12 protein-coding genes and 3 pseudogenes are annotated in these 21589 nt (G+C 68.1%); 8 read left to right on the forward strand and 7 right to left on the reverse strand.

The genetic code is table 11. From position 1 onward, the window contains the following. Positions 1-291: 291 nt before the first annotated feature. Positions 292-3933, forward strand: a complete 3642-nt coding sequence (gene metH, locus ACPEE0_RS01645) for a methionine synthase (protein WP_424573796.1) — start codon at positions 292-294, stop codon at positions 3931-3933. A 29-nt stretch (positions 3934-3962) separates the two neighbouring features. Beyond that, the gene (locus ACPEE0_RS01650; RefSeq protein WP_009356774.1) at positions 3963-5195 is read left to right on the forward strand and encodes a saccharopine dehydrogenase family protein; all 1233 of its coding nucleotides are present in this window, start codon (positions 3963-3965) and stop codon (positions 5193-5195) included. Between the two features lie 16 nt (positions 5196-5211). Here ACPEE0_RS01650 and ACPEE0_RS01655 read toward each other — a convergent pair whose 3' ends face one another. The 3 genes and pseudogenes from ACPEE0_RS01655 to ACPEE0_RS01665 form a co-directional block, all read right to left on the reverse strand. Further along, on the reverse strand, positions 5212-6036 hold the full coding sequence (locus ACPEE0_RS01655) for an alpha/beta fold hydrolase (RefSeq protein WP_354175621.1): 825 nt from the start codon (positions 6034-6036) through the stop codon (positions 5212-5214). Positions 6037-6165: 129 nt separating this feature from the next. Then, positions 6166-9032: pseudogene (locus ACPEE0_RS01660) on the reverse strand (ATP-binding cassette domain-containing protein). Continuing rightward, on the reverse strand, positions 9029-9577 hold the full coding sequence (locus ACPEE0_RS01665; protein WP_009356775.1) for a hypothetical protein: 549 nt from the start codon (positions 9575-9577) through the stop codon (positions 9029-9031). The pseudogene ACPEE0_RS01660 and the gene ACPEE0_RS01665 overlap by 4 nt, the downstream one beginning before the upstream one ends. Before the next feature lie 298 nt (positions 9578-9875). Here ACPEE0_RS01665 and ACPEE0_RS01670 point away from each other — a divergent pair, with 298 nt between their 5' ends. Next, positions 9876-10991 (forward strand): wax ester/triacylglycerol synthase domain-containing protein, encoded by a 1116-nt coding sequence (locus ACPEE0_RS01670; RefSeq protein ID WP_424573797.1) that lies wholly within the window; start codon positions 9876-9878, stop codon positions 10989-10991. A gap of 93 nt (positions 10992-11084) precedes the next feature. On the opposite strand, the gene ACPEE0_RS01675 is transcribed toward ACPEE0_RS01670, so the two are convergent. Beyond that, complete coding sequence (locus ACPEE0_RS01675; protein ID WP_009356777.1) at positions 11085-12680, reverse strand: phospholipase D family protein; 1596 nt, start codon at positions 12678-12680, stop codon at positions 11085-11087. A gap of 260 nt (positions 12681-12940) precedes the next feature. On the opposite strand from ACPEE0_RS01675, the gene ACPEE0_RS01680 reads away from it, so the two are divergent. The 3 genes from ACPEE0_RS01680 to ACPEE0_RS01690 all read left to right on the forward strand — a co-directional run bounded on the left by ACPEE0_RS01680 (position 12941) and on the right by ACPEE0_RS01690 (position 15521). Further along, entirely contained in the window at positions 12941-13801 is an 861-nt protein-coding gene (locus ACPEE0_RS01680; protein WP_009356778.1) for a phosphatidylinositol-specific phospholipase C/glycerophosphodiester phosphodiesterase family protein, read from the forward strand. A 27-nt stretch (positions 13802-13828) separates the two neighbouring features. Beyond that, positions 13829-14878, forward strand: a complete 1050-nt coding sequence (locus ACPEE0_RS01685; protein ID WP_009356779.1) for a hypothetical protein — start codon at positions 13829-13831, stop codon at positions 14876-14878. A 169-nt stretch (positions 14879-15047) separates the two neighbouring features. Then, positions 15048-15521 carry an SRPBCC family protein gene (locus ACPEE0_RS01690; RefSeq protein ID WP_009356780.1) on the forward strand — a complete coding sequence of 158 codons (474 nt, stop codon included), beginning with the start codon at positions 15048-15050 and terminating at the stop codon, positions 15519-15521. Positions 15522-15592: 71 nt separating this feature from the next. Here ACPEE0_RS01690 and ACPEE0_RS01695 read toward each other — a convergent pair whose 3' ends face one another. Next, positions 15593-16579, reverse strand: coding sequence for an aldo/keto reductase (locus ACPEE0_RS01695; RefSeq protein WP_035751966.1), 987 nt, complete (start codon positions 16577-16579; stop codon positions 15593-15595). 338 nt (positions 16580-16917) lie between these two features. On the opposite strand from ACPEE0_RS01695, the gene ACPEE0_RS01700 reads away from it, so the two are divergent. Then, positions 16918-17724 carry a response regulator gene (locus ACPEE0_RS01700; protein ID WP_354175615.1) on the forward strand — a complete coding sequence of 269 codons (807 nt, stop codon included), beginning with the start codon at positions 16918-16920 and terminating at the stop codon, positions 17722-17724. A 12-nt stretch (positions 17725-17736) separates the two neighbouring features. Further along, a pseudogene (locus ACPEE0_RS01705) lies at positions 17737-18018 on the forward strand (ATP-binding protein); the annotation flags it as partial. 75 nt (positions 18019-18093) lie between these two features. Here the strand turns inward: ACPEE0_RS01705 and ACPEE0_RS01710 are convergent. Together ACPEE0_RS01710 and ACPEE0_RS01715 are read right to left on the reverse strand one after the other, a co-directional pair. After that, a complete protein-coding gene (locus ACPEE0_RS01710; protein WP_009356783.1) occupies positions 18094-19986 on the reverse strand; it encodes a pectinesterase family protein in 1893 nt (630 codons plus the stop codon). 319 nt (positions 19987-20305) lie between these two features. Further along, positions 20306-21352, reverse strand: a pseudogene (locus tag ACPEE0_RS01715) (pectate lyase family protein); the annotation flags it as partial. Between the last annotated feature and the right edge of the window lie 237 nt (positions 21353-21589).

Raw genomic sequence — 21589 nt, forward strand, 5'->3', positions numbered from 1 at the left:
CTGCTGAGTATTTCTGGCTTCGGAGAGGGGCCTTTGCTAGTTTGCAATTACATTTCCGCGCTAACCCAAACTCCTGCCCCCAATACGGCGCACAGGGGCAGGAGTTTGGTGAGGAGGGATTCGCGATGATGCCGTGAGGCGGATTCGGTATTTGACCAGACATACGCTTACCCGTGCGCCAGATGCACTCTTCGGTTCGTGCCGTGAGGGCCTCTCGGACAGCCCCCCACCCCGCCGTAGTACACAGAAACACTAAGCAATGTACTTGGCCCCGCCGCGTAACCTTGTTTGATGCCCCGTTTTGCGCTCGACATCGAATCCGTGCCCCGCCCTGCCCGCGCGCAGGAGCTCCTTGACGCCGTGAACCACAGCGTGGTCATCGCCGACGGCGCCATGGGCACCATGCTGCAGGGCCGGGACCTCACCCTCGAAACAGACTTCCAAGGCCTCGAAGGCTGCAACGAGATCCTCAACGACACCCGGCCGGACGTCATCGCCGACATCCACGACGCCTACTTCGCCACCGGCATCGACGCCGTGGAAACCAACACCTTCGGCGCCAACTGGTCCAACCTCTCCGACTACGGCATCGATGACCGCATCGCCGAGCTCGCCCTGAAGGGCGCGAAGATCGCCCGCGAACGTGCCGAAGCGGCAGAAGCAACGGACGGCCGCATGCGCTGGGTCCTCGGTTCGATGGGCCCGGGCACCAAGCTCCCCAGCCTCGGCCACACCAGCTACGACTACCTCAAGCAGACCTTCGCCCTGCAGGCCGAGGGCCTCATCGACGGCGGCGCCGACGCGTTCCTCATCGAGACCAGCCAGGACCTCCTGCAGACCAAAGCCGCGGTCAACGGCTGCAAGCAGGCCATCGTCTCCAAGGGAGTCCGCCTTCCCATCTTCGTCGAGGTCACCGTCGAGACCACCGGCACCATGCTCATGGGCTCCGAAATCGGCGCCGCGCTCACCGCGCTGGAGCCGCTCGGCGTCGACGCCATCGGCCTGAACTGCGCCACCGGCCCGGACGAGATGAGCGAGCACCTCCGCCACCTCTCCAAGCAGTCCTCCGTCGCCATCGCCTGCATGCCCAACGCCGGCCTGCCCGTCCTCGGCGCCAACGGCGCGCACTACCCGCTCTCACCCACCGAGCTCGCCACCGCGCACGAGCAGTTCGTCCGCGAATTCGGCCTGGGCCTGGTGGGCGGCTGCTGCGGTACGACGCCGGAGCACATGGCCGCCGTCGTCGAACGCCTTGCCCCCTTCCGCGCCCAGGCGACGAAGGCCGACAAGACCCAGCCCGCCCGCGTCCCCACCGAGCGCGAAGCCGGCATCGCCTCCCTCTACCAGCACGTGAACTTCGACCAGGAGTCCGCCTACCTGGCCATCGGTGAGCGCACCAACGCCAACGGCTCCAAGGCCTTCCGCCAGGCCATGCTCGAAGAGCGCTGGGACGACTGCGTGGACATCGCCCGCGAACAGATCCGCGTCGGCGCGCACCTGCTGGACGTCTGCGTGGACTACGTGGGGCGCGACGGCGTCGCGGACGTCAAGGAGATCGTCTCCCGTTTCGCGTCGGCCTCCACCCTCCCGCTCGTCATCGACTCCACTGAGCCGCCCGTCCTGCAGGCCGGCCTGGAACTCATCGGCGGCCGCCCGGTGGTCAACTCCGTCAACTACGAGGACGGCGACGGCCCCAACAGCCGCTTCGCCCGCATCATGCCGCTGGTCAAGGAACACGGCACCGCCGTCATCGCCCTGACCATCGACGAGCAGGGCCAGGCCCGCACCACCGACGGCAAGGTGGCCATCGCCTCCCGCCTCGTCGACGCCCTGGTGGGCGAATGGGGCATGCGCGTCGAGGACATCATCGTTGACGCCCTGACCTTCCCCGTCGCCACCGGCCAGGAGGAGACCCGCCGGGACGGCATCGAAACCATTGAGGCCATCCGGCAGATCACCGCCAAATACCCCGGTATCAACACCACCCTTGGTGTCTCCAACGTCTCCTTCGGCCTGAACCCGGCCGCGCGCATCGTCCTGAACTCCGTCTTCCTCCACGAGGCTACCGAAGCGGGCCTGACCAGCGGCATCATCGACGCCGCCAAGATCGTCCCGCTCGCCTCGATCCCGGAAGACCAGCGCAAGGTGGCCCTGGACCTGGTCTGGGACCGCCGCGAATACGACGCCGACGGCAACACTACTTACGATCCGCTGGCCATCATGCTCGACATGTTCGCCGGCGTCGACACCGCAGCCCTCAAGGACCAGCGCGCCGCCGAACTCGCCGCGCTGCCCACGGGCGCGCGGCTGGAGCGGCGCATCATCGACGGCGAAGGCAAGGGCCTCGAGGAGGACCTGGACCTGGCCCGCAGCGAGGGGCTGACCCCGCTCGGCATCATCAACGACCACCTGCTCGAGGGCATGAAGGTGGTGGGCGAACGCTTCGGCGCCGGTGAGATGCAGCTGCCGTTCGTGCTGCAGTCCGCCGAGGTGATGAAGAACGCCGTCGCCCTGCTCGAGCCGCACATGGAGAAGTCCGACTCCTCCGGCAAGGGCACCATGGTGATCGCCACCGTCCGCGGCGACGTGCACGATATCGGCAAGAACCTGGTGGACATCATCCTCACCAACAACGGCTACAAGGTAGTCAACATCGGCATCAAGCAGGGCATCGCCGAGATCATCGCCGCGGCCGAGGAACACAACGCGGACGTGATCGGCATGTCCGGGCTGCTGGTGAAGTCCACCGTGGTGATGAAGGAGAACCTCGCCGAGCTGCAGTCCCGCGGCATGGCCAAGAAGTGGCCGGTGATCCTCGGCGGCGCCGCCCTGACCCGCGCCTACGTGGAGCAGGACCTGGCGGAGCAGTTCGACGGCGTGGTCCGGTACGCCAAGGACGCCTTCGAGGGCCTGGCCCTCATGGAGCCGCTGGTGCGCGTGGCCCGCGGCGAATCCCCGGACGACGTCGGCCTGCCGCCGCTGAAGAAGCGCATCCACAAGGGCGGCGCCAAGTTCACCGTCACCGAGCCGGAGGCAATGCCCGGCCGGTCCGACGTCGCCGCCGACAACCCCGTGCCCGCCCCGCCGTTCTGGGGCACCCGCATTGTGCGCGGCGTCGCCCTCCACGATTTCGCCGCGTTCCTTGACGAGCGCGCCACCTTCATGGGCCAGTGGGGCCTCAAGCCCGGCCGCGGCGAGGACGGCGCCTCCTACGAGGAACTGGTGGAACGCGAGGGCCGGCCGCGCCTGCGCTACTGGCTGGACCGCATCCTCGCCGAAGGCATGCTCGACGCGTCCGTCGCCTACGGCTACTTCCCCGTCGTCTCCGAAGGGGAGCAGGTGGTGGTCCTCCACCACGGTGAGGACCGCGACGGCGTCCTCGGCACCGCGGGCCTGCTCGCACCCGACGGCGGTTCAGGCGGCCCGATCGGCACCGACCGGCTCCGCTTCGACTTCCCGCGCCAGCGCCGCGACCGGCACCTGTGCCTCGCAGACTTCGTGAAGTCCCGCGAGTCCGGCCAGATCGACGTGCTGCCGGTGCAGCTGGTCACCGCCGGTTCGAAGATCGACGAGTTCACGGCCAAGATGTTCGAGGCCAACCAGTACCGCGACTACTACGAGCTCAACGGCCTGGTCATGCAGCTCACCGAGGCGCTGGCCGAGTTCTGGCATGCGCGTATCCGCAAGGAACTGGGCTTCGCCGCCGAGGAACCCAAGGACACGGCAGGGTACTTCAAGCTCGACTACCGCGGTGCCCGGTTCTCGCTCGGCTACCCCGCGTGCCCGGACATGGAGGACCGCCGCAAGGTCACCGAGCTCCTGAAGCCGGAGCGGATGGGCGTCATCCTCAGCGACGAACTGATGCTGCACCCCGAGCAGTCCACCGACGCGTTCGTGTTCCACCACCCGGAGGCGAAGTACTTCAAGGTGTGAGTGCCATGCCGCTGTGAAAGGCTGCAGTCATGGACACCACATCTCGGGAACATGACCTCGTTCTCTACGGAGCAACCGGTTTCGTTGGCCGACTGATCGCCGGCTACGTTGCGGAGCATGCACCGGCCGGGCTGCGGGTTGGACTCGCGGGCCGGTCCACGTCCAGGCTCGAGGCGGTTCGGTCGGAGTTGCCGGCCGCGGCGCGCGGATGGGCCCTCATCGAGGCCGACTCGGAGGACGCGGACTCAATCGCCGCCCTGGCTGCGGGCACACGCGTGCTCTTCTCCACCGTCGGCCCGTACGCGAAACACGGACTGCCCGTCGTCGAGGCCTGCGCACGGGCGGGTACCCACTACGCCGACCTCGCCGGTGAGGTGTCATTCATCCGGGAGGCGATCGACCGCTACGACGTTCTGGCCAGGACGAGCGGGGCCAGGATCGTGCACTCCTGCGGCTATGACTCCGTCCCGTCCGACCTTGCCGTACTGCTGCTTCATCAGGCTGCAGAGGCCGATGGCGCCGGCGGTTTGGCCGAGGTCCAACTCGTTGCCAGGGCCAAGGGCGGCATCAGCGGAGGCACGCTCGAATCGATGCGCGGACAGCTCGATGCGATGCGGTCGAGCACTGCCCTGAGGTCCTTAACCGCGGACCCCTATGCCCTAAGCCCCGACCGCACGCGGGAGCCGACAACGCCACAGCCTCCTGACGCCGGTCCTGTGCGCCGTTCCGCTGACGGCACCTGGACCGCGCCTTTCATCATGGCGCAGTTCAACACCCGGATAGTGCGCCGCAGCAACGCCTTGCAGGGCTGGGCTTACGGCCGCTCCCTTCAGTACGGCGAGGTGTTGGGGGTGGCCCCCGGAGCGGCAGGAGCGGTCGCCGCCAGGGCAATGGCAGCCGGGCTCCGGGCATTCACGGCCGCGATGGCATTCCCGCCAACCCGGAGGGTGCTCGACCGCTGTCTTCCGGCACCGGGTACGGGTCCGAGCATCAGCACGCAGCGCGCGGGCTGGTTCCACTCCCAGGTAACCGCCTGCACCGAGGACGGCCAGCGTTACCAGGCGATTGCTGCCGGCCCCGGTGATCCCGGCTATGCCGCCACCGCCGTGATGGCAGGGGAGACTGCACTCGCTCTTGCCCTCGACGGTGACCGGCTGCCGACCGCCAAAGGGTCACTGACACCGGCCACTGCACTGGGCAACGTGCTCATAGAGCGACTCCGTGCGGCCGGCCACACCTACCAGGTAACCAAAGTCGCCTGAACGATGCTGGCGCCCGTCACGAGCGGGTATCAAGGTAGTGCAGAATGGCCCGGGCCGTCTCCTCCGGGGCGCTGACGTGGGGGCAGTGGCCGGTGGCCTGAAGCTGCACCAGGGTGCTGTGTTCCAGATTCTTGTGCAGGTAGGCGCCCACTTCCGGCGGGGCAAGCCGATCGTCGGAACACTGCAGAATCAGGCAGCTGGTCCGCACCTTTTTCAGTTCAGGGCGGGTGTCGGAAAAGAACGTTACCCCGGCGAAGTGCCGTGCGATGGCCGGATTTGTCCGGCAGAAACTGGCACGCAGATCCTCTGCCAATTCCGGCTCCTGGGGGTTGCCCATAACCATGGGCGCCAAGGCCGCGGCCCAGGCGAAATAGTTGCTGTCCAGGGATGCGAGCAGGCCTTCGATGTCTTCCCGCGAAAACCCGCCCACGTAGCCGTCGTACGGGTCATCCGTATGGCGGGGTGAAGGAGCGAGCAGGACCAGCTGGGAGAAACGGTTGGGGTCCCGCACCGCGGCGATCACGCCGATCATCGTGCTGACGCTGTGGCCCACCAGGATGACGTCCTCAAGTTCAAGGGCGGCGCAAATCTCCAGCAGGTCTGAGGCGTAACCATTCAGGGACCCGTACTTCTCCCAGTCATACGCGCTGATATCGGAGTGTCCCGCACCAACATGGTCAAAAAGCACCAGCCGGTAATTATCAGCGAAGTAAGGCAGCAGCTTCCGCCACATTGCCTGGTCGCAGCCAAAACCGTGGGCAAACATCATCACGGGTCCGTCATCCCGGCCCGTTATGGTGACATTGTTCCGGCCGATGACGGCAGCAGCTGCTTCGATCACGTTCTCCCTGACCCTCCGTAGGGTGGCATCCTGTCCAAGACTATCCACGGGAAATAGCGAGTCCTAGGGAACAGCACACTATGACGTTCACCAGGGACTGTTCTTGCATACACAGCCCAGCTACTGTTTTCACGCCCCGAGTTGAAGCGGGTCCCTGTCCTGGACGTGTTGGGCCTTCACAGCCTGTGCGCCCAAGTTCGAGACCGGCTTCACCCGCCGGAACGCGGCCAGCACGGCCCGCCCGATCACGGTGATGCCGATGATCGTGGTGACCGCGCGCAGGGTGTCCCAGCCTGCCGTCGACGTCACTAGCGAGTACAGCAGGAAGCTGGAAAGGTTGGTGCTGAGCGGCGCCCCGGGCTGGTAGGAGATGCCGGTTCCGGCACCGACGGCGAACGGCCAGAACCACAGGTTGGTCAGCAGACCGAACAGGTAGGACGCCACTGCCCCGTAACCGCACAGCATCCACAACTCCGCCTTCCCGCGCACCCGGCGGGGGAGCAGGCCGGCCCCGGCACCCACCCACGCGCACGCGAAGATCTGGAACGGCGTCCACGGCCCGATCCCGCCCCACAGCACGCTTGAGACGGCGATGGTCGCGGCGCCCAGCAGCAGGCCGAACCGGGCACCGAACGCGCGCCCGGCCAGGATCAGCAGGATAAAGACCGCCTCCACGCCCCCGACACCGGTGCTCGCCACGCGCACCGCCGAGCCGACGGCAGCCAGGACGCCGAGCAGCGCAACCATGTGTGCCGACCGCACCGAGCCGTCCAGGGAAACGACGACGGCGACGGCGGCCAGGGGTGCGATCGCCAGCGCCGCGTACGGGACGGCCGCGGCGGCATCCTGCGGAAGGGCCGTGGCAAGCAGCGGCCAGCAGAAGGCGCCGAGCGCCAGCAGGTTGGCCGCAGCGAGGACCGGAAGCTCGACGGCGCGCGGCAGCCGGATGCGGCGCGGTTTCACGGCGCCGGGGAGATCGGTCCGCCGGTCTGTGAACTGTGGTGCCGCGATCGGTGCCGGGGCGGCGCTGGCTGCAACGGCCGGGGCCGCTTCGGCGGCGGGTACGACGCCGTCGCGCATTGGCAGGATCCGGGCGCCGAGACGCTGCGCGAAATCGTGGTCGTGGGTGGCAATCAGGACGGCTGCACCCGCGTCGGCTGCAGCCCGCAGTGCTGCGGCGACCGCCGTGCGCGCCGCAGGGTCCAGCCCGCGGGTGGGTTCGTCGATCAGGAGCACCTGCGGATCGTCCATTGTCTGCAGCGTGATGGCGAGGATCCGGCGTTCACCGGCGGAAAGGTCCCGGGGGTGCTCGTGCCCGATGGGGATGGTCACGTCGCCCCGCAGCCGGGCCAGGCGGGACGCCGCAAAGCCAGGCGCGGGCTTGCCGCCGTTCTTCCGGCGCGCAAGGCGGCGCTCAGCAGCGCGGAGCTCGCCGGCGACGGTGTCCCGGGTGAAAAGGTCGTCCGAGGCGTCCGGCACCAGGGCCACCCGGCCGCCGTCGGACGTGATGTTCCCGCTGATCCCGTCACCTGCCTTGCCGTCGCGCGCCTTGTTATAACGCAGGGCAAGCGCCACCAGCAGGGACGACTTTCCGGCACCGTTCGGCCCCACCAGGGCCACCACTTCGCCGCGGTGCAGGGTGAGGAATGCGTCGCGCACCAGCGGCTGGCCCTTGCGGTGCACCGCGAGGTCCGCCGCCGTCAGCACGGGTGCGTCCTGCGCCGGCTCGGCCGGGACGGGCGGACATCAGCCGCCCGCGGCGAAGCGGACGGCGCGGCGCCGGGGACCCCTGCAGTTGGAACCAATGCGCCGTCGTCGATGGTCCACCACGAGTCGGCGACGGGGAGGAGCGGCTCCGCACGGTGCTCCGCGACGATGACGCAGACGCCGGCGTCACGGGCGAGGGCGTGGAGCACGGCGGTGACGCATGCGCGGGCTGTCGTGTCCAGGTCGGCCAGTGGCTCGTCCGCCAGGAGCAGGGCGGGATGTTCGACGACGGCGGCGGCAATGGCCACGAGCGTCGCCTCACCCGCCGAGAGGGTGCTGAGGTTCCGGTCCAGCAGCGCGGTCACCCCGACGCTCTCCGCGACCTCCCGCACCCGCGCCTTGGACGCGTCGGAGGGCACGCCGCGCAGTTCAAGGGCGAGGGAGATCTCGTCCCGGACCCGGGTGCTGGCGAACGCGGCGCGCGGGTTTTGCAGGACGACGCCGACCAGGCGTGCGGTATCGCGCGGGGGAGTGGCGGCGCGGTCGGCCCCGGCCACGCGCACGGTGCCGGCGACAGCGCCGCCGTCGGCATGGGAAAGGAGACCGGCGATGCCGCGGAGGATGGTCGACTTGCCGGAGCCCGTCGGCCCGGTGATGACATTGATGGACCCGGGCGCTGGCGCGAACCCGGCCACGTCCACCTGCGCGTCACCGATGCGGAAATGCGCGTCCCGGATCAGGACGGGTTCTGCGGTGCCGCGTGCGGGCTGGTGGGACGCCCGGCTGCCGAAGCCGCGCAGCTCCAGGGCGGCGGCGACCCGGCCGGCGTGCTCGAGGGTGCGTTCAAGGATGGGGACGAGGGCGCGGGGCCCGAAGCGTTCGCCCCGCAACCGGAAGGCCAGGCGGACGGAGTGCACGGCGTCGGCGAGGGCGGGGAGCGCAGCCCAGGCCACCACTAGCATCCGGGCGATGCCCTGCATCGGGCCGCCGCGGGCCAGGTGGACGAAGCCGCGGGCCACGTCCACGAAGGAGTTGAGGATGCCGAAGCCCAGGATGATGCCGGCGATCGGCAGGGCGGAGAGGACCGCCTCCCACAGGCCGGATCCGGTGACCGGGCCGAAGAGCACCACATGCGCGTACGGCGCGGGCAGCCGCACCGGCGGCAGGTCGAGCAGGACCGGAGTGCCCCTGCTGGCGCCGTTGAAGAGGACGCGGTAGATGACCCGCGCCGCGATGAAGATGGCGGCCAAGGCCACCCCAGCACGTAGCGGCGCGGGTCGGAAGGTCATGCCTTGGGTGCGGCCGGTTCGCCGTCCACCGTGTAGAGCAGTTCCAGGCTCTCGCCCGGGTTGAGCTTGAGGCTGTCCAGGCCTTCTTGCGCGTAACCCCACGTGCCGGCGGCGGGCTTCACCCAGAGGGCCCAATAAGAGACAGTGTTTTTGTCATCGCACGCTTCGCGGAGAGTGCCACCCTTGTGCTTGATGTCGAAGTCCTCAGCAGGCACACCGTTGACACGGCACGCGAAGCTCGTGGGGTACTTAGCGGTGCCCTCGGTCTTGATGTCGGCCTCGTCGAGAATCTCGGAAGCGACGGTGGGCTCGGTGACGTCCACGCAGGTGGAGGTGTTGGCGGCATCCTGCTTCAGGGCGCCGGAATCAACGATGACCTGCACGCCGTCGCAGTTCTCAGAGGCTGCGGCGGACGACGCTGCGGCCGTGGTGGCCGGTGCGGAGGCGGCGGGCTGCTCGGCGGCCGGCGCGGAACAGGCGGCGAGGGAAAACAGGAGACCTGCGGCGGCGAGGGAGCTCGCGGCGGCGGTGCGGATATTAGTCAAAGTCACCTGTCAAGGGTAGGCCGTTGCCCCACAGGATCCGGAGGCCGTCTCTTTGTGTGACGCCAGGTTTTCGCGGAAACCACCTGACAGGCCGGGTACTCCAACGTTAGCGTCGAGGCATGCATTCAGCGACGCAAAGACTGGCTCCTGCTGATGAGGCGAACCTGGTGCTCGACCACGCCGGCCAGGTCAACGTGTTCCTCGTCGCCGGCCTGCTTGCGCCGGGCGGGTTCTGGCTCCGGACGGGACGCTGGATTTGGCGGGGCTCAGGGCGGTCCTTCGTGAACGGATCGCAGAGTTGCCGGCGCTCAGCAAGAAAGTAGCCAAGGTGGGCCGCCGGCACCACTGGGTCGATTGCACACCCGACGTCGAGCATCACGTCCGCCTTGTGGAGCCCGTGGACGGTCTTGCAGGGCTTCAGGACAGATGCGCCGAGCTCATGGGCCAGCCGCTCGCAGCGGACCGTCCGATGTGGGAGATCCTGGTGGTGCCCGGAGCTGCTGAGAGGGGACTCGGCGTCGTGCTGCGAATCCATCACGCCGTGGCTGACGGGATGACGGCGGCGGTCATCGTGCAGCGGCTCTTCGATCCCGGCGAACCGCGGGAGAGAGCAGGGAATGAGCAGCATAACAGCGGGCCAGCGGAGATACCGCGGGACCCTCTGCTGCGGGATCCACGCCGTGCACTGCGTCGGCTGAGGACGGGTCTGCGCCGAATCCGCAAGACCTTGTGGGGCAACGGCGTGGGCCGCACGGTGCTGCTCGGTGAGCGCAGCGCGCACCACGGCGTCGCTTTTCTGCAGGCAGACATCGAAGCTCTGGAGACGGCAGTGCGTCCACGGGGTGCCACGATAAACGACGCACTGCTCTCAGCGTCCGCTTCCGGCTTCCGAGCGCTCTTGATGGCTGCCGAAGAGCCGATTCCCGCGTGGCTGCCGGTGTCAGAGCCGGTGGCGCTGCGCCGCCGCGGGACTGCCGGGAACCAAGTGGGAATCATGCTTGTGCGGCTGCCGCTCGGCGAGCCCGACCCGGACGAACGCTTGCGACTCATCTCAGCGCAGACCCGCGAGGAGAAGCCGCGGGCAAGGGACCAAGGCACCCTGGAGTTCATGCGCGGTCCGGTGGGCGCTCGCATCATGGACCGCCTCGCGCGGCGGCAGCATCTGGTGGGCGGGTTCGTCACCAACGTGCCAGGTCCGGAAGGCACTTTCCGGCTCGCTGGCGCTCCGGTCGCAGCGCTCTGGCCGGTTGCGGTCCTCGCTGGCAACGTGCGGCTCGGCGTCGCGGCGGTCTCCTACGGCGGCAATCTCTGTTGTGGAATCCACTTCGACGCATCTAACGTGCCGGGCGACGTTTTTGTGTCTGCCATGGGCGAGGAGCTGGCGCGTCTTGGGAGGGCGCCGTCAGGTCCCTGATCGTTGAACCATGACAGATGGAAGATGAACGACGGCGGGAGGCCCGCCGTCGTTCATCTTTCCTCGCCGCGGACGAGCGAACGCCGACGGACCCTAGAACTTGGTGGTGCCGCGCAGTTTCCGGGGCCGGCCGTCCGGATCCACCAGGAAGCGGTTGGCAGGAGCTGCCCAGAGGCGCTGCAGGCTTGACACGGGATCTGTGGTGTGGTGCCGCGCATGTCCGGCGGGCCGCGGCGTCCGGCTGCCGGCCTGGTGCCAGCCGTCCAGGGCATCGGCGGCGGCCTTCCACAGGGCGAGTCCGTCCGCCGGGTCCTGGAACCGGGGGTCATCCTCGTCGAGGCCCAGGTGCTCGGCCCAGAGCTGGCGCCTTACCCTGTGGGCCAGCGAAGCGGATGCGTCCGGCGTTTCCTGCCGGCCGGCGCTGGTGTCGATGACCGCGCAGGTCAGCTCGCTGTCTGTGGTCCAGGACCGGCGGTTGAAGTTGTCCGAGCCGCAGGTGAACCAGGTGTCGTCGATGATGCAGATCTTGGCATGGACGTAAATGGGTGTCCCGGCCCTGTTTTCGAGGTTGAAGACGCCGAACCTGTCGGGGGCCGCGCGACGGATGGTTTCGATGGCATGCAGCTGCCCCAGCCGCTTGGGCGGACCTCCCAGCGGGCCGTCGGAGTCCGGGTAGCGCGGCACCACGGCGATCACGTTGAGCCCGGGGTTCTGCTTGAGGGCGCCTGCGATTCCCGCCGCGACCTCCGCCGACCACAGGTACTGGTCCTCGATATAGATCAGCGAACGGGCCAGGGAAAATGCCTTCGTGTAGGCCTGGGCCACGCTGCGCTCGCCGCCCGGGGCGAACGGGAACGGCGGATGCTTCACCCCGTAGGTGCGCAGCAGCTGCACGGCATGCGGGCCGGCCGGTGGCGGCGGCGGCGCGGTGTCCGGCAGCGGCTGCGGGTGCCGGGGCATGTCGGCCAGGCGCTGCAGCAGCATCCGGTACGGCGTGCGCCGGTCCAGGGGATGGGGGTCGTTCCACCGTTCCGCGAACAGTTCCAGCACATCAGCCACCACCGGGCCGCGGAGTTCGACGGCGGCGTCGTGCCAGGGCGGTTGCTTCCCGTACCGGGGGTCCATGTCCACCGCCTGCGGATCGCCCATGTGGTCGGCGTCGTCCCGGCGGCTGTGGGACAGGTCGATGCCGCCCACGAACGCCACGTCGCGTGAAGGGTCCGTCCGGCTGCGGATCACGAACAGTTTCTGGTGGTGGCAGCCGAAGACGCGGACCCGCTGGTCCAGCAGGACCTCGCCGCCGGCGTCGTTGATCTGGCGGCTGAGGAGCTCGTTGGACCGGTTGCTCATCGGGGCCTGGATACGTTCCCCATGGGACCGCCACACCAGGCCGCGCACTTCCACTCCGATCCGGGCCAGCCGGGTCAGCAGCTCACCGATGGCGGGCCCGTCCGCCTTGAGCCGCTCGTCGCCGTCCCCGCGCCAGTCGGTAAACCAGACACGGTCGCCCGCCTGGAGCGCGGACAGCTCCTCGTACAGCCGGGCGAAGTAGGTGGCCCCGTGAATCAGGGGCCGCACCAGGTTGCCCTCTGACCACGCCGGTGTCTCGGCAGGGCCGGCATGCACACCGGTGGCCGAATGCTCCCGCTCAGCGCCACTCAAGAACCAGTAACCGGCTGTACTGTCCACCCGATGCTCCCTCCGGGGCCCGAGGCGCCCCCGTTGTCCGCCCTCATTAGTAGCCTACGACGGTGCGGATCAATGTCACCGGGGCCGGGCGATTCTTCTGGGCCAGGCTGCCATGGGCACAGATAAGGACGCTTGGTGTTCACGGCGGCGAAACCCTTGCGACCCTGCCTGTTCTTTCACCAGCGGAATTCTCATAAGGCACCCCGGCGCCATCCCCTTGCCGGGCTGCGGACAATCCACGCTGCCACCAGGAGTACCCCGTGTTCGTGAAAAGCACCCTCGCCGCCGTCGCCTTCCTTGCCTCCCTGGCGGGAACCGCCGTGGCACCCGCCCAAGCCGAGGCAACCAAGCCCGCTCCCGTCGTCGTCGGCCAGCCCCTGGCCCAGGCGCACGCCCACAATGACTATGAGCATGACCGCCCGCTGATGGACGCTCTGGAGCATGGCTTCACCAGTGTCGAGGCGGACGTGTGGCTGGTGGACGGCGAACTGCTGGTGGCCCACGACCTGGAGGACGTGAAGCCCGGCGTCACGCTCGAGAGCCTCTACCTGGAACCGCTCCAGGACCTGGTCCGCAGCCAGCCCGGGCACAGCGTGTACCGGCACTGGGACGGCAGCCTGCAGCTCCTGATCGACATCAAGAGCGAGGGCGAGGCCACCTACGCCGCCATCGAGGAAGAGCTCGCCGAGCACCGCGACATCATGAGCCGCTACACGAACGGCACCACCAAGACCGGCCCGGTCACCGCGGTCATCAGCGGCAACCGCCCGCTGGCCACCATGCAGGCGCAGGACAAGCGCTTCAGCTTCTACGACGGCCGCTCCGCGGACCTCACGTCCGGCAAGCCCGCGGATCTGATGCCGCTCGTCAGCGACAACTGGACCCGGCTCTTCACCTGGCAGGGCGTCGGACCGATGCCCGAGGTTGAGCGCGCCAGGCTGCACGCCTACGTGGCCGAGGCGCACGCCAACGGTTACCGCGTCCGCTTCTGGGCCACCCCGGACCAGCCTGGCACTGCCCGCGAAGCGCTCTGGAGCGAGCTCGCCGACGCCGGCGTGGACCACATCAACACCGATGACCTCGCAGGGCTCCAGCAGTTCCTCACCGCCCGCGCCGCCTAACCCCACCCCAGAACCAGGACCATCCCCATGCCTTCAAAGACCATAAAAACCACGACGGCGGCACTCGCCCTGGCGTTCGGCCTCCTTGCCGCCCAGCCGGCCACTGCCGCGGACGACACCCCCACTGACAACAGCAAGGACGCCTTCACCTTCGGCGTCATCGGCGACATCCCCTACGGCGACGCCGAGATCGCCAAATTCCCCTCCCGTATCCAGGACATCAACGCCGACCGCGACCTGGGGTTCGTAGCACACGTGGGCGATATCAAGAACGGCTCATCCGTCTGCTCGGACGGGTACTTCTCCTACATCCGCGCCCAGTTCGACACGTTTGAGCACCCGCTGGTCTTCACCCCCGGCGACAACGAATGGGTGGACTGCCACCGCACCAACAACGGCGCCTACAACCCGCTGGAGCGGCTGGACAAGCTGCGGGAAGTCTTCTTCGACGAGCCCGGAAAGACCCTCGGCGCCACCATGCCGGTCAAGACCCAGGAGGACCTCGGGCTCCCCGAGAACGTCCGGTTTACCCAGAACCGCGTGGCCTTCTCGGTGCTCAACATCCAGGGCAGCAACAACTCCCTGCAGCCCTGGACCGGCCTGGGCGAAACCGCTGCCACGCCCGAGCAGCTGGCCGAGGTGGAGCACCGGACCGATGCCGTCCTGGTCCAGATCCGCGAAACGTTCGCCGACGCCGAGCGCCGCAATGACCGCGCCGTGGTCCTGATGACCCAGGCGGACATGTTCGATCCGTCGCTGCTCGCCGCGGCCACCGCCAGCCCGGAAATCATGTCCGGCTTCCGCGACATCGTGGCCGCCATCGTGGAGGAGACCAACAACTTCGACGCCCCGGTCTACCTGATCAACGGCGACAGCCACGTCTTCGCTGAGAACCAGCCGCTGGCCGGGGGCTCGCCCTGGCTGGAGGTGTATGGCCAGCCCGTCGCGGATGACCTGCAGCGGGTCACCGTGGACGGCTCCGCCAACGCCACCAACTACGTCCGGTTCAGCGTCGCCGGCAACAGCGCGGCCGGTTCCGGGGTCCTGAGCTGGGAAAAGATCCCCTTCAGCTCGTGAGGCCTGGCACCTAGGTAGGGTACGACGGCGGGTGCCCACCCGCCGTCGTCTGGGGTCTGGACACTGGCGGCGGCCGGATTTATGGTGCAAATGTGGCGGCTGCCTGACTGGCAGGAAGGCACATGCTGCCAGTCCGCTGTTGCTGCCGCCCGTCAAAAGGAGGAAGCAGATGGAACACGTCGAAGAGACAGTGGAAGTCGATGTCCCGGTGCGGACCGCGTACAACCAGTGGACCCAGTTCGAATCCTTTCCGCAGTTCATGTCCGGGGTGGAATCCGTAACCCAGCTGACCGACAGGACGAACCACTGGGTGACCAAGGTGGGTGGTGTCAAGCGGGAATTCGATACCGAAATCGTCGACCAGGAACCTGACGACCGCATCGCCTGGCGCAGCACGGACGGCAAGTCCCATGCCGGCATCATCAGGTTCACGCCGGTGGACGCCAACCACACGAAAGTCAGGGTCCACTTCGAATGGGCGCCGGAGACGGTCACTGAAAAAGCAGGCGCGGCGCTGAAGATCGACGAGATGCAGGTAAAGGCCGACATGCGCAAGTTCAAGGCCTTCATTGAATCGCGCGGCACCGAAACCGGCGGCTGGCGCGGCGAAGTCAAGGACACCGGGCCCATGGGGCAGCCCTAGAAGCCGGCAATCAACCCAAAGGAAGCGGACGACGGCGGGTGCCCACCCGCCGTCGTCCGCTTCCTGGAGCGTCACCGTCCGACGAGCCCCATGTGCAGGTCGTTGTAGCGGTTGCCCTGCACACCGATCCGGCTGGCGACGGCATCGAGATCTGCCACTTCATCGGCGGACAGCGCAACGGCGGTGGCCGCTGCGTTCTCCTCGACGCGTTCGCGGCGGCGCGTACCGGGGATCGGCACAATCCAGGGCTGCTGGGCCAGGAGCCACGCCAGCGCGATCTGTCCCGGCGTGGCGTTCTTGGCCGCCGCGAGGCCCGCGACATGCTCAACCAGTGCCAGGTTGGCGGCGCGGTTTTCAGCGGTGAAGCGGGGGATGGTGCTGCGGATGTCGCCGTCGGCAAACGGTGTGGACGTGTCCACGGTTCCGGTGAGGAAGCCCTTGCCAAGGGGGCTGAACGGAACGAACCCGATCCCGAGTTCGGCCAGGGTGGGCAGCACTTCCGGCTCCGGATCCCGCGTCCACAGCGAGTACTCGCTCTGCACGGCGGTCACCGGGAAGACGGCGTGGGCCGCCCGGATGGTCGCGGCCGATGCCTCGGACAGCCCGAAGTGGCGGACCTTGCCGGCCTGGACGAGTTCTCCCACCGTGCCGGCCACTTCCTCAATGGGCACGTTGGGGTCCACCCGGTGCTGGTAGAAGAGATCCAGGGTGTCCACCCGAAGCCGGCGGAGTGACTCGTCCGCCACCCGCCTGATCCGCTCGGGCGAACTGTCCAGCCCCACGGATTTCCCGTCCTCGATCCGCCACCCGAACTTGGTGGCAATGACCACCTCGTCGCGGACCGGGGCGAGCGCTTCGCCCACCAGTTCCTCATTGACGAAGGGCCCGTACACCTCGGCTGTGTCAAAGAAGTTGATGCCCATCGTGACGGCGTCGCGGAGTACGCCGATCATGGCCTGCCGGTCTGCGGGGTTCGGGCCGTAGCTCTGGGACATCCCCATGCAGCCCAAACCAATAGCGGAAACCTGCAGTCCTTGCCCCAGTGTCCGTGTATGCATGACTTCTCCCTTGCTGATGGCTGTCCGTGCCGGCACAGGCCTGCCCGGCCTTCTACCAGTCAACGGGTTCCGGCGCGGGTTAGGGAGTGTCTGTTGAAACCTGTTTTGGCAGGGCCACCCTTGGCAAGCAATCCGTGACCGCCGGATCCGTGGAAACCTGCCCGTCTTTGCCCGTCTTTGCCCGTCCGGGTAAGCCTTTCCCGTGGGACTATAGGTCCAGCGGGCCGCCGGGTGGCCCGTCATGACGATGTATGGCCGGGGGCATCATGGCGGTTAATTCGAGCTGGAGTGCGACGGGACGTCTGTCGCCCGACGCGGCAGCCGGGAAGAATCCCGGCGTGCCGGACGATTCCCGGGACGCCATGACGGTGCTGGTGGCCGACGACGACGCAGGATCGCTGCTGGTGGCGAAGGCCGCCGTCGAGAAATACGGGCACCAGTGCATCGTGGCCGCGGATGGCGAGACGGCGTGGCAGCTGTTCCAGGAGCGGCGCCCCCAGGTGGTAGTCAGCGACCTGGTGATGCCGGGGCTCAACGGGTTTGACCTGTGCCGCGCCATCCGGGCCTCGGAAGCAAGTTCCTACACGTACGTGGTGCTGCTGACCTCCCATGGCGCCCAGGAAGACGTGCTGGAAGGCATGCGGGCCGGAGCGGACGACTACATCAGCAAGCCGCTGGACCCCTTTGTCCTCCACACGCGCCTGCTGGCCGCCCGGCGTGTCACGGCAGTCCACCACGCCCTGGCCGACGCCCTGGACGCGGCCAGGGGAAGCAACGAACGGCTCGCCGAATTCACCGGGCGGGTCAGCCACGACCTCCGGAATCCGCTCACATCCATCCTGGGCTACGTGGAGCTGGGTGCCACGGACGCGGAATCGGGCCACCCGGAGGAAGCAGCCGAGTACCTGGAAATCGTGGGCGGCAGCGCGCGGCGGATGCTGTCCATGGTGGAGGAGCTGCTGGGATACGCGTCCATCGGCGGTTCGCTGTCCAGGGAACGGCTTTCATTGGCAAACCTCGTGCAGAAGGTCACGCAGGACCTGCGGCTGGGCCTGGAGGACGCCGGCGCAGTGGTGCACTGTGAGGACTTCGTTTTCCACGCTGACGAAAACCAGTTGCGCGTGGCCCTGCAGAACCTGATCTAGAACGCCGTCGCCTACCGCCGTCCAGCGGTGCCCCCGGTCATCACCGTCTCCGGACAGGGTGCCGGAGCGGGCGCCGTCGTCCGGGTGCAGGACAACGGCAAGGGCATCGACGCCGGCGACCGGCGCAAGGTGGTTGAACCGCTGGTCCGCCTGCACCGCGACGGCGATCCCGCCGGCACGGGGCTTGGCTTGGCCACCTGCGCCCGGATCGCCGCCGCGCACGGGGGAAGGCTGGAGGTTGCACCCGGCCCCGGCGGCGGGACCACCGTCAGCATCTACCTCGGATCACCGTAGGGCGCACCTTTTCAGCCGGCCAGGCTCACGGGGGAACGGACGACGGCGGGAGGTCCCGCCGTCGTCCGCCCCGGCTTAGGCGGGTGCCCCGGACGGCACCCCGGTCGGCGCTGTTGTGGTGTCCGCCGCGGTGCCGGCGAGCTGCGGTGCCCAGCCGTCCGTGCCCTGCAGGTAGGCCCGGACCGTGTAGTTGTCCGCCTCCGCCGCGGGGAGCTGCGGGCGGTCCGCTGTCACCTGCGCGCCGGGGCCACGGTTGGTGAGTTCGTGGAACCGGGCCTCCCGCCAGGAGAAGCCGCTCATGTCCGTCCACGGCGTCCCCGAGACATGGGCCCCCAGCCAGGAGTCCCTGATCAGGACCTGCGCAACCGCCCGGGGGTCGCCGCCCGGGTGCCACGGCCTGCCCAGGTGGACGCTGCTGGCGGCGGCATCCGAGACGAGCCGGCACTGGTCAAAGAGGTAGCCGTACTTGATGGACAGGTCCTGGCTTCCGGCCGTGACATACCCGTTGTTCGTCGCCGAGCCGCGGTCCAGGGACTTGATCTCGCAACCGCTGAAAACGCCTGTGCCGCGTCCGAAGATGAAGTCCACGTCCCCTTCCACGTAGCACTTGTCGAAGTAGAAGCGCGCCGGGACGCCCGTGCCCGGCGAGTTGACCAGCAGGGTGTCCTGGTTGCCCAGCATCCTGACGTTGGACAGCACCGACCGGTCGGCCGTGATGTGCAGCGCCACCGCCTGCCGGTCCTTCATCCCCATGTTGGCGGCCTCGTCGAAGTCGTTGCTGATGGTCAGGTTCCTGGCCTCGAAGTCGGGGCCGTCGATCCGGACTGAGGCACTGCCGGAGGTGCCGTAGTTTCCGGTGCCGTCCGGCTTGGGGGTGCCGGAGGCGTTGTTGAAGACCAGCACCACGTCCTCCGGCCTGCCGCCCTGGCCGATGAACGAAATCCGCGGCTTGCTGCTGGGCACCCGGACCATCTCCCGGTAGTTGCCCGGCTGGATCCGGATCACCGTCCGCTGGGTGCTGTTGGACGGAACGGAGTCGACGGCGGCCTGTACGGTCGCGAACGTCCGGCCCCGCCCGACGTCGAGCATCACCGGGAGGTCAACCGGGCGTTCGGCGGGCCAGTACATGCCCAGCAGAGGATCGGTGCCGGCGTCGATGTTCAGGAAGTAGCCCGGCGGGACGATCTCCTTCGCCTGGAGTTCGCGGGCCACCAGCTTGGCCACGGCCAGGGCACCGGCGGCCTGGAAGTGCGTGTTGTCCTCCGAACCCTGCGGATACTGCGGGTGCTCGCCCGGCGCCAGGAAGAGGAAGTGTTCCTTGGTGCCCTCCGGTCCCAGCCGCTGCCACAGCTGCTTGGACGACGCCGTCAGGTCCACCAGCGGGGTGCCGGTGGAGGCCGCAAGGTCCCGCACCGCCTGCGGGTAGGCGCCGTGCGAATCCTGGGCGGTCCCGAAGGAATCGAACCGGCGGCGTTCCACGCTGGTGACCAGCACGGGCTTGCCTCCGCGCGCCCTGGCGCCGTCGACATACCGGGTCAGGTACTCCTTGTAGGTGCTGTCCGGGAGCGTGCCCCGGGCCGGGTCCGCCACCTTCTCGTCGTTGTGGCCGAAGGAAATCAGCAGGTAGTCGCCCGGCTGCATCAGCGCCAGCACCCGGTCCAGCAGGCCGGCGTCGGCAAAGCTCTTTGAGGAGGCGCCGGACCAGGCATAGTCGAAGACGGTGGCCTGCGGCCCCAGCAGAAGCGGCAGCGCCTGTCCCCAGCCCGCGCGGGGGCGCTCGGACTGCTGGTACGCCGACGACGTCGAGTCCCCGACGACGAAGATCACCGGCTGTGTCCGCGGCCTGGCAGGGTCGGGGCTGGTGCGGGGGATCGCGTTGGCTATGCCAGTGCCGGAGAGGGCCATGGCCCCCGCTGTCAGTGCCAGGGATGTGAGGATGGTGCGGCGGGTGGGCACAATGGCGGCCATCAGTGTCCGCCTCCTGCCGTGAAGACCGGTCCGGTGGAGTCTTGGAGCAGGGCCGGCACGGCCTGCGCCGGGTGGACCTGGGTGCGCAGCGTCGGGTCCAGGACGTGTCCTCGGCCAGTTGGTCCACGGGTGCCGCAGCGGCGTTGTAGGCGGCGCGAAGGTCGGTGATCTTCCCGTTGACGGCGTTCCCGATAGTGGTGATCGCCGTGCCCTTGAAGCGGGTGATGATGTCCGCGGCGTCGATCCCGGCCGGCAGCGTGAAGGCGTTCGCCTCGGCGTGGAGGTGCGAATCGAAGCCTGCGCCCAGCGTGTAGCCGTAGGTCACGGTGCTGTCCGCGTTCACCTTGAAGTGGTTGTTGTACACGTCCACCTGGCCGAACCGGACCCGCGGGGCGCGCTGGCCCACGTTCTCGAAGACGTTGTGGTGGATGGTGACGCGCAGCTTGCCCGGGTCCCCGCGGCCCGGTGAATCGGTGGAGCCGATCAGGAGCAGCTTGTCATGGTCCGCGAAGCGGTTGAAGGACATGGTCACCAGGTCCGAGCCGTTGGTGACGTCCACGGCGCCGTCGTGCACCTGGTAAGGGCGGCCGAAGTAGAGCGGCTGGGAACTGTCCAGGTTGGGGGCATCGGTGAATTCGGAGTGGTCGATCCAGACGTTGGTGGCCCGGTTGATGACCTGGAGCATGTCGTACTCGCTGTTCCAGTTGCCGTCCGCCCCGTCGGTTGGATCCCAGGCCGGGAAGCAGTCGTGCGCATCCCGCACCGTGAGGTTGCGGACGATCACGTTGCTGGCACCGTTGATGCGGAGGGCGGCGCCGGTGATGGTGCTGTCCGGCGTGGCACCCACGATCGTGGTGTTGCTGGGAATGTCCACCCGGATGTTCAAGGCTTGCTTGCCGGCGGCTGCCCGCCTGGCACTCTCCTGCGTCCCTTCGGGTTCCTGGCTGCGGCCGTAGGTTGCCGGGTCGTAGTCCTGGAGGTACTGCTGCAGGCTGTAGCCGGTGCCTTCGGCGTAGTTTTCGCACGTCACCGCTGAACCATCCGCAGCGGTGTTGGCATCGATGGTTCCATGGATCCGCACAATCTTCGGCGCGGTTCCGGCCGCCGCGAAGGCCGCCAGCAGCTCAGCCTTGGTGGAAACGTCGTAGACGTGGGCGTCCGTTGCCGCGGAACCTCCGGTGGTGCCCGCCCCGGCCGAGGCCCAGCCGTTTCCCGCGGCAAGAACCTGGCGCTCCAGCGGCGTCTGGGCCGTCTGGGCTGCAGGATCCGCCAGGGGGTTGGGCGAAGCGCCTGCCGGCGCTGACACCAGCAGCGCTCCGGCCACTGCCACGGCTGCGGACATGGATAAGGTGGTGCGTTTTTGCATGTTCTCTCTTCCGTCATTGGAATGAACTTCGCGCCCCTGCCGGCGGCTGCTATGACGCCGGTGCTTGTTAGCGCTGACAAGGACCCTATCGAGAAACCGCTTTCTCGGCAATGGTCAACTTACCTTCTTGTGACGAAATGGGAAGATCGATGTCCGGATTCTCCGGGCGGTGCTCCATAATCGGGGCAGTGCCGGTCCGTCTGCCGGCTTCCCTACCCCCACCTCACAACGCAGGAC

The organism is Arthrobacter sp. SD76, from assembly GCF_049726125.1.
Taxonomy (GTDB): Bacteria; Actinomycetota; Actinomycetes; order Actinomycetales; family Micrococcaceae; genus Arthrobacter; species Arthrobacter nitrophenolicus.

Bases quoted from the DNA above. Each gene is read 5' to 3' on its own strand.
- ACPEE0_RS01650 (WP_009356774.1), top strand. From the start codon at position 3,963: ATGGACACCACATCTCGGGAACATGACCTCGTTCTCTACGGAGCAACC.
- ACPEE0_RS01695 (WP_035751966.1), bottom strand. From the start codon at position 16,579: ATGCATACACGGACACTGGGGCAAGGACTGCAGGTTTCCGCTATTGGT.
- ACPEE0_RS01685 (WP_009356779.1), top strand. From the start codon at position 13,829: ATGCCTTCAAAGACCATAAAAACCACGACGGCGGCACTCGCCCTGGCG.
- ACPEE0_RS01690 (WP_009356780.1), top strand. From the start codon at position 15,048: ATGGAACACGTCGAAGAGACAGTGGAAGTCGATGTCCCGGTGCGGACC.
- ACPEE0_RS01710 (WP_009356783.1), bottom strand. From the start codon at position 19,986: ATGGCCGCCATTGTGCCCACCCGCCGCACCATCCTCACATCCCTGGCA.
- metH (WP_424573796.1), top strand. From the start codon at position 292: ATGCCCCGTTTTGCGCTCGACATCGAATCCGTGCCCCGCCCTGCCCGC.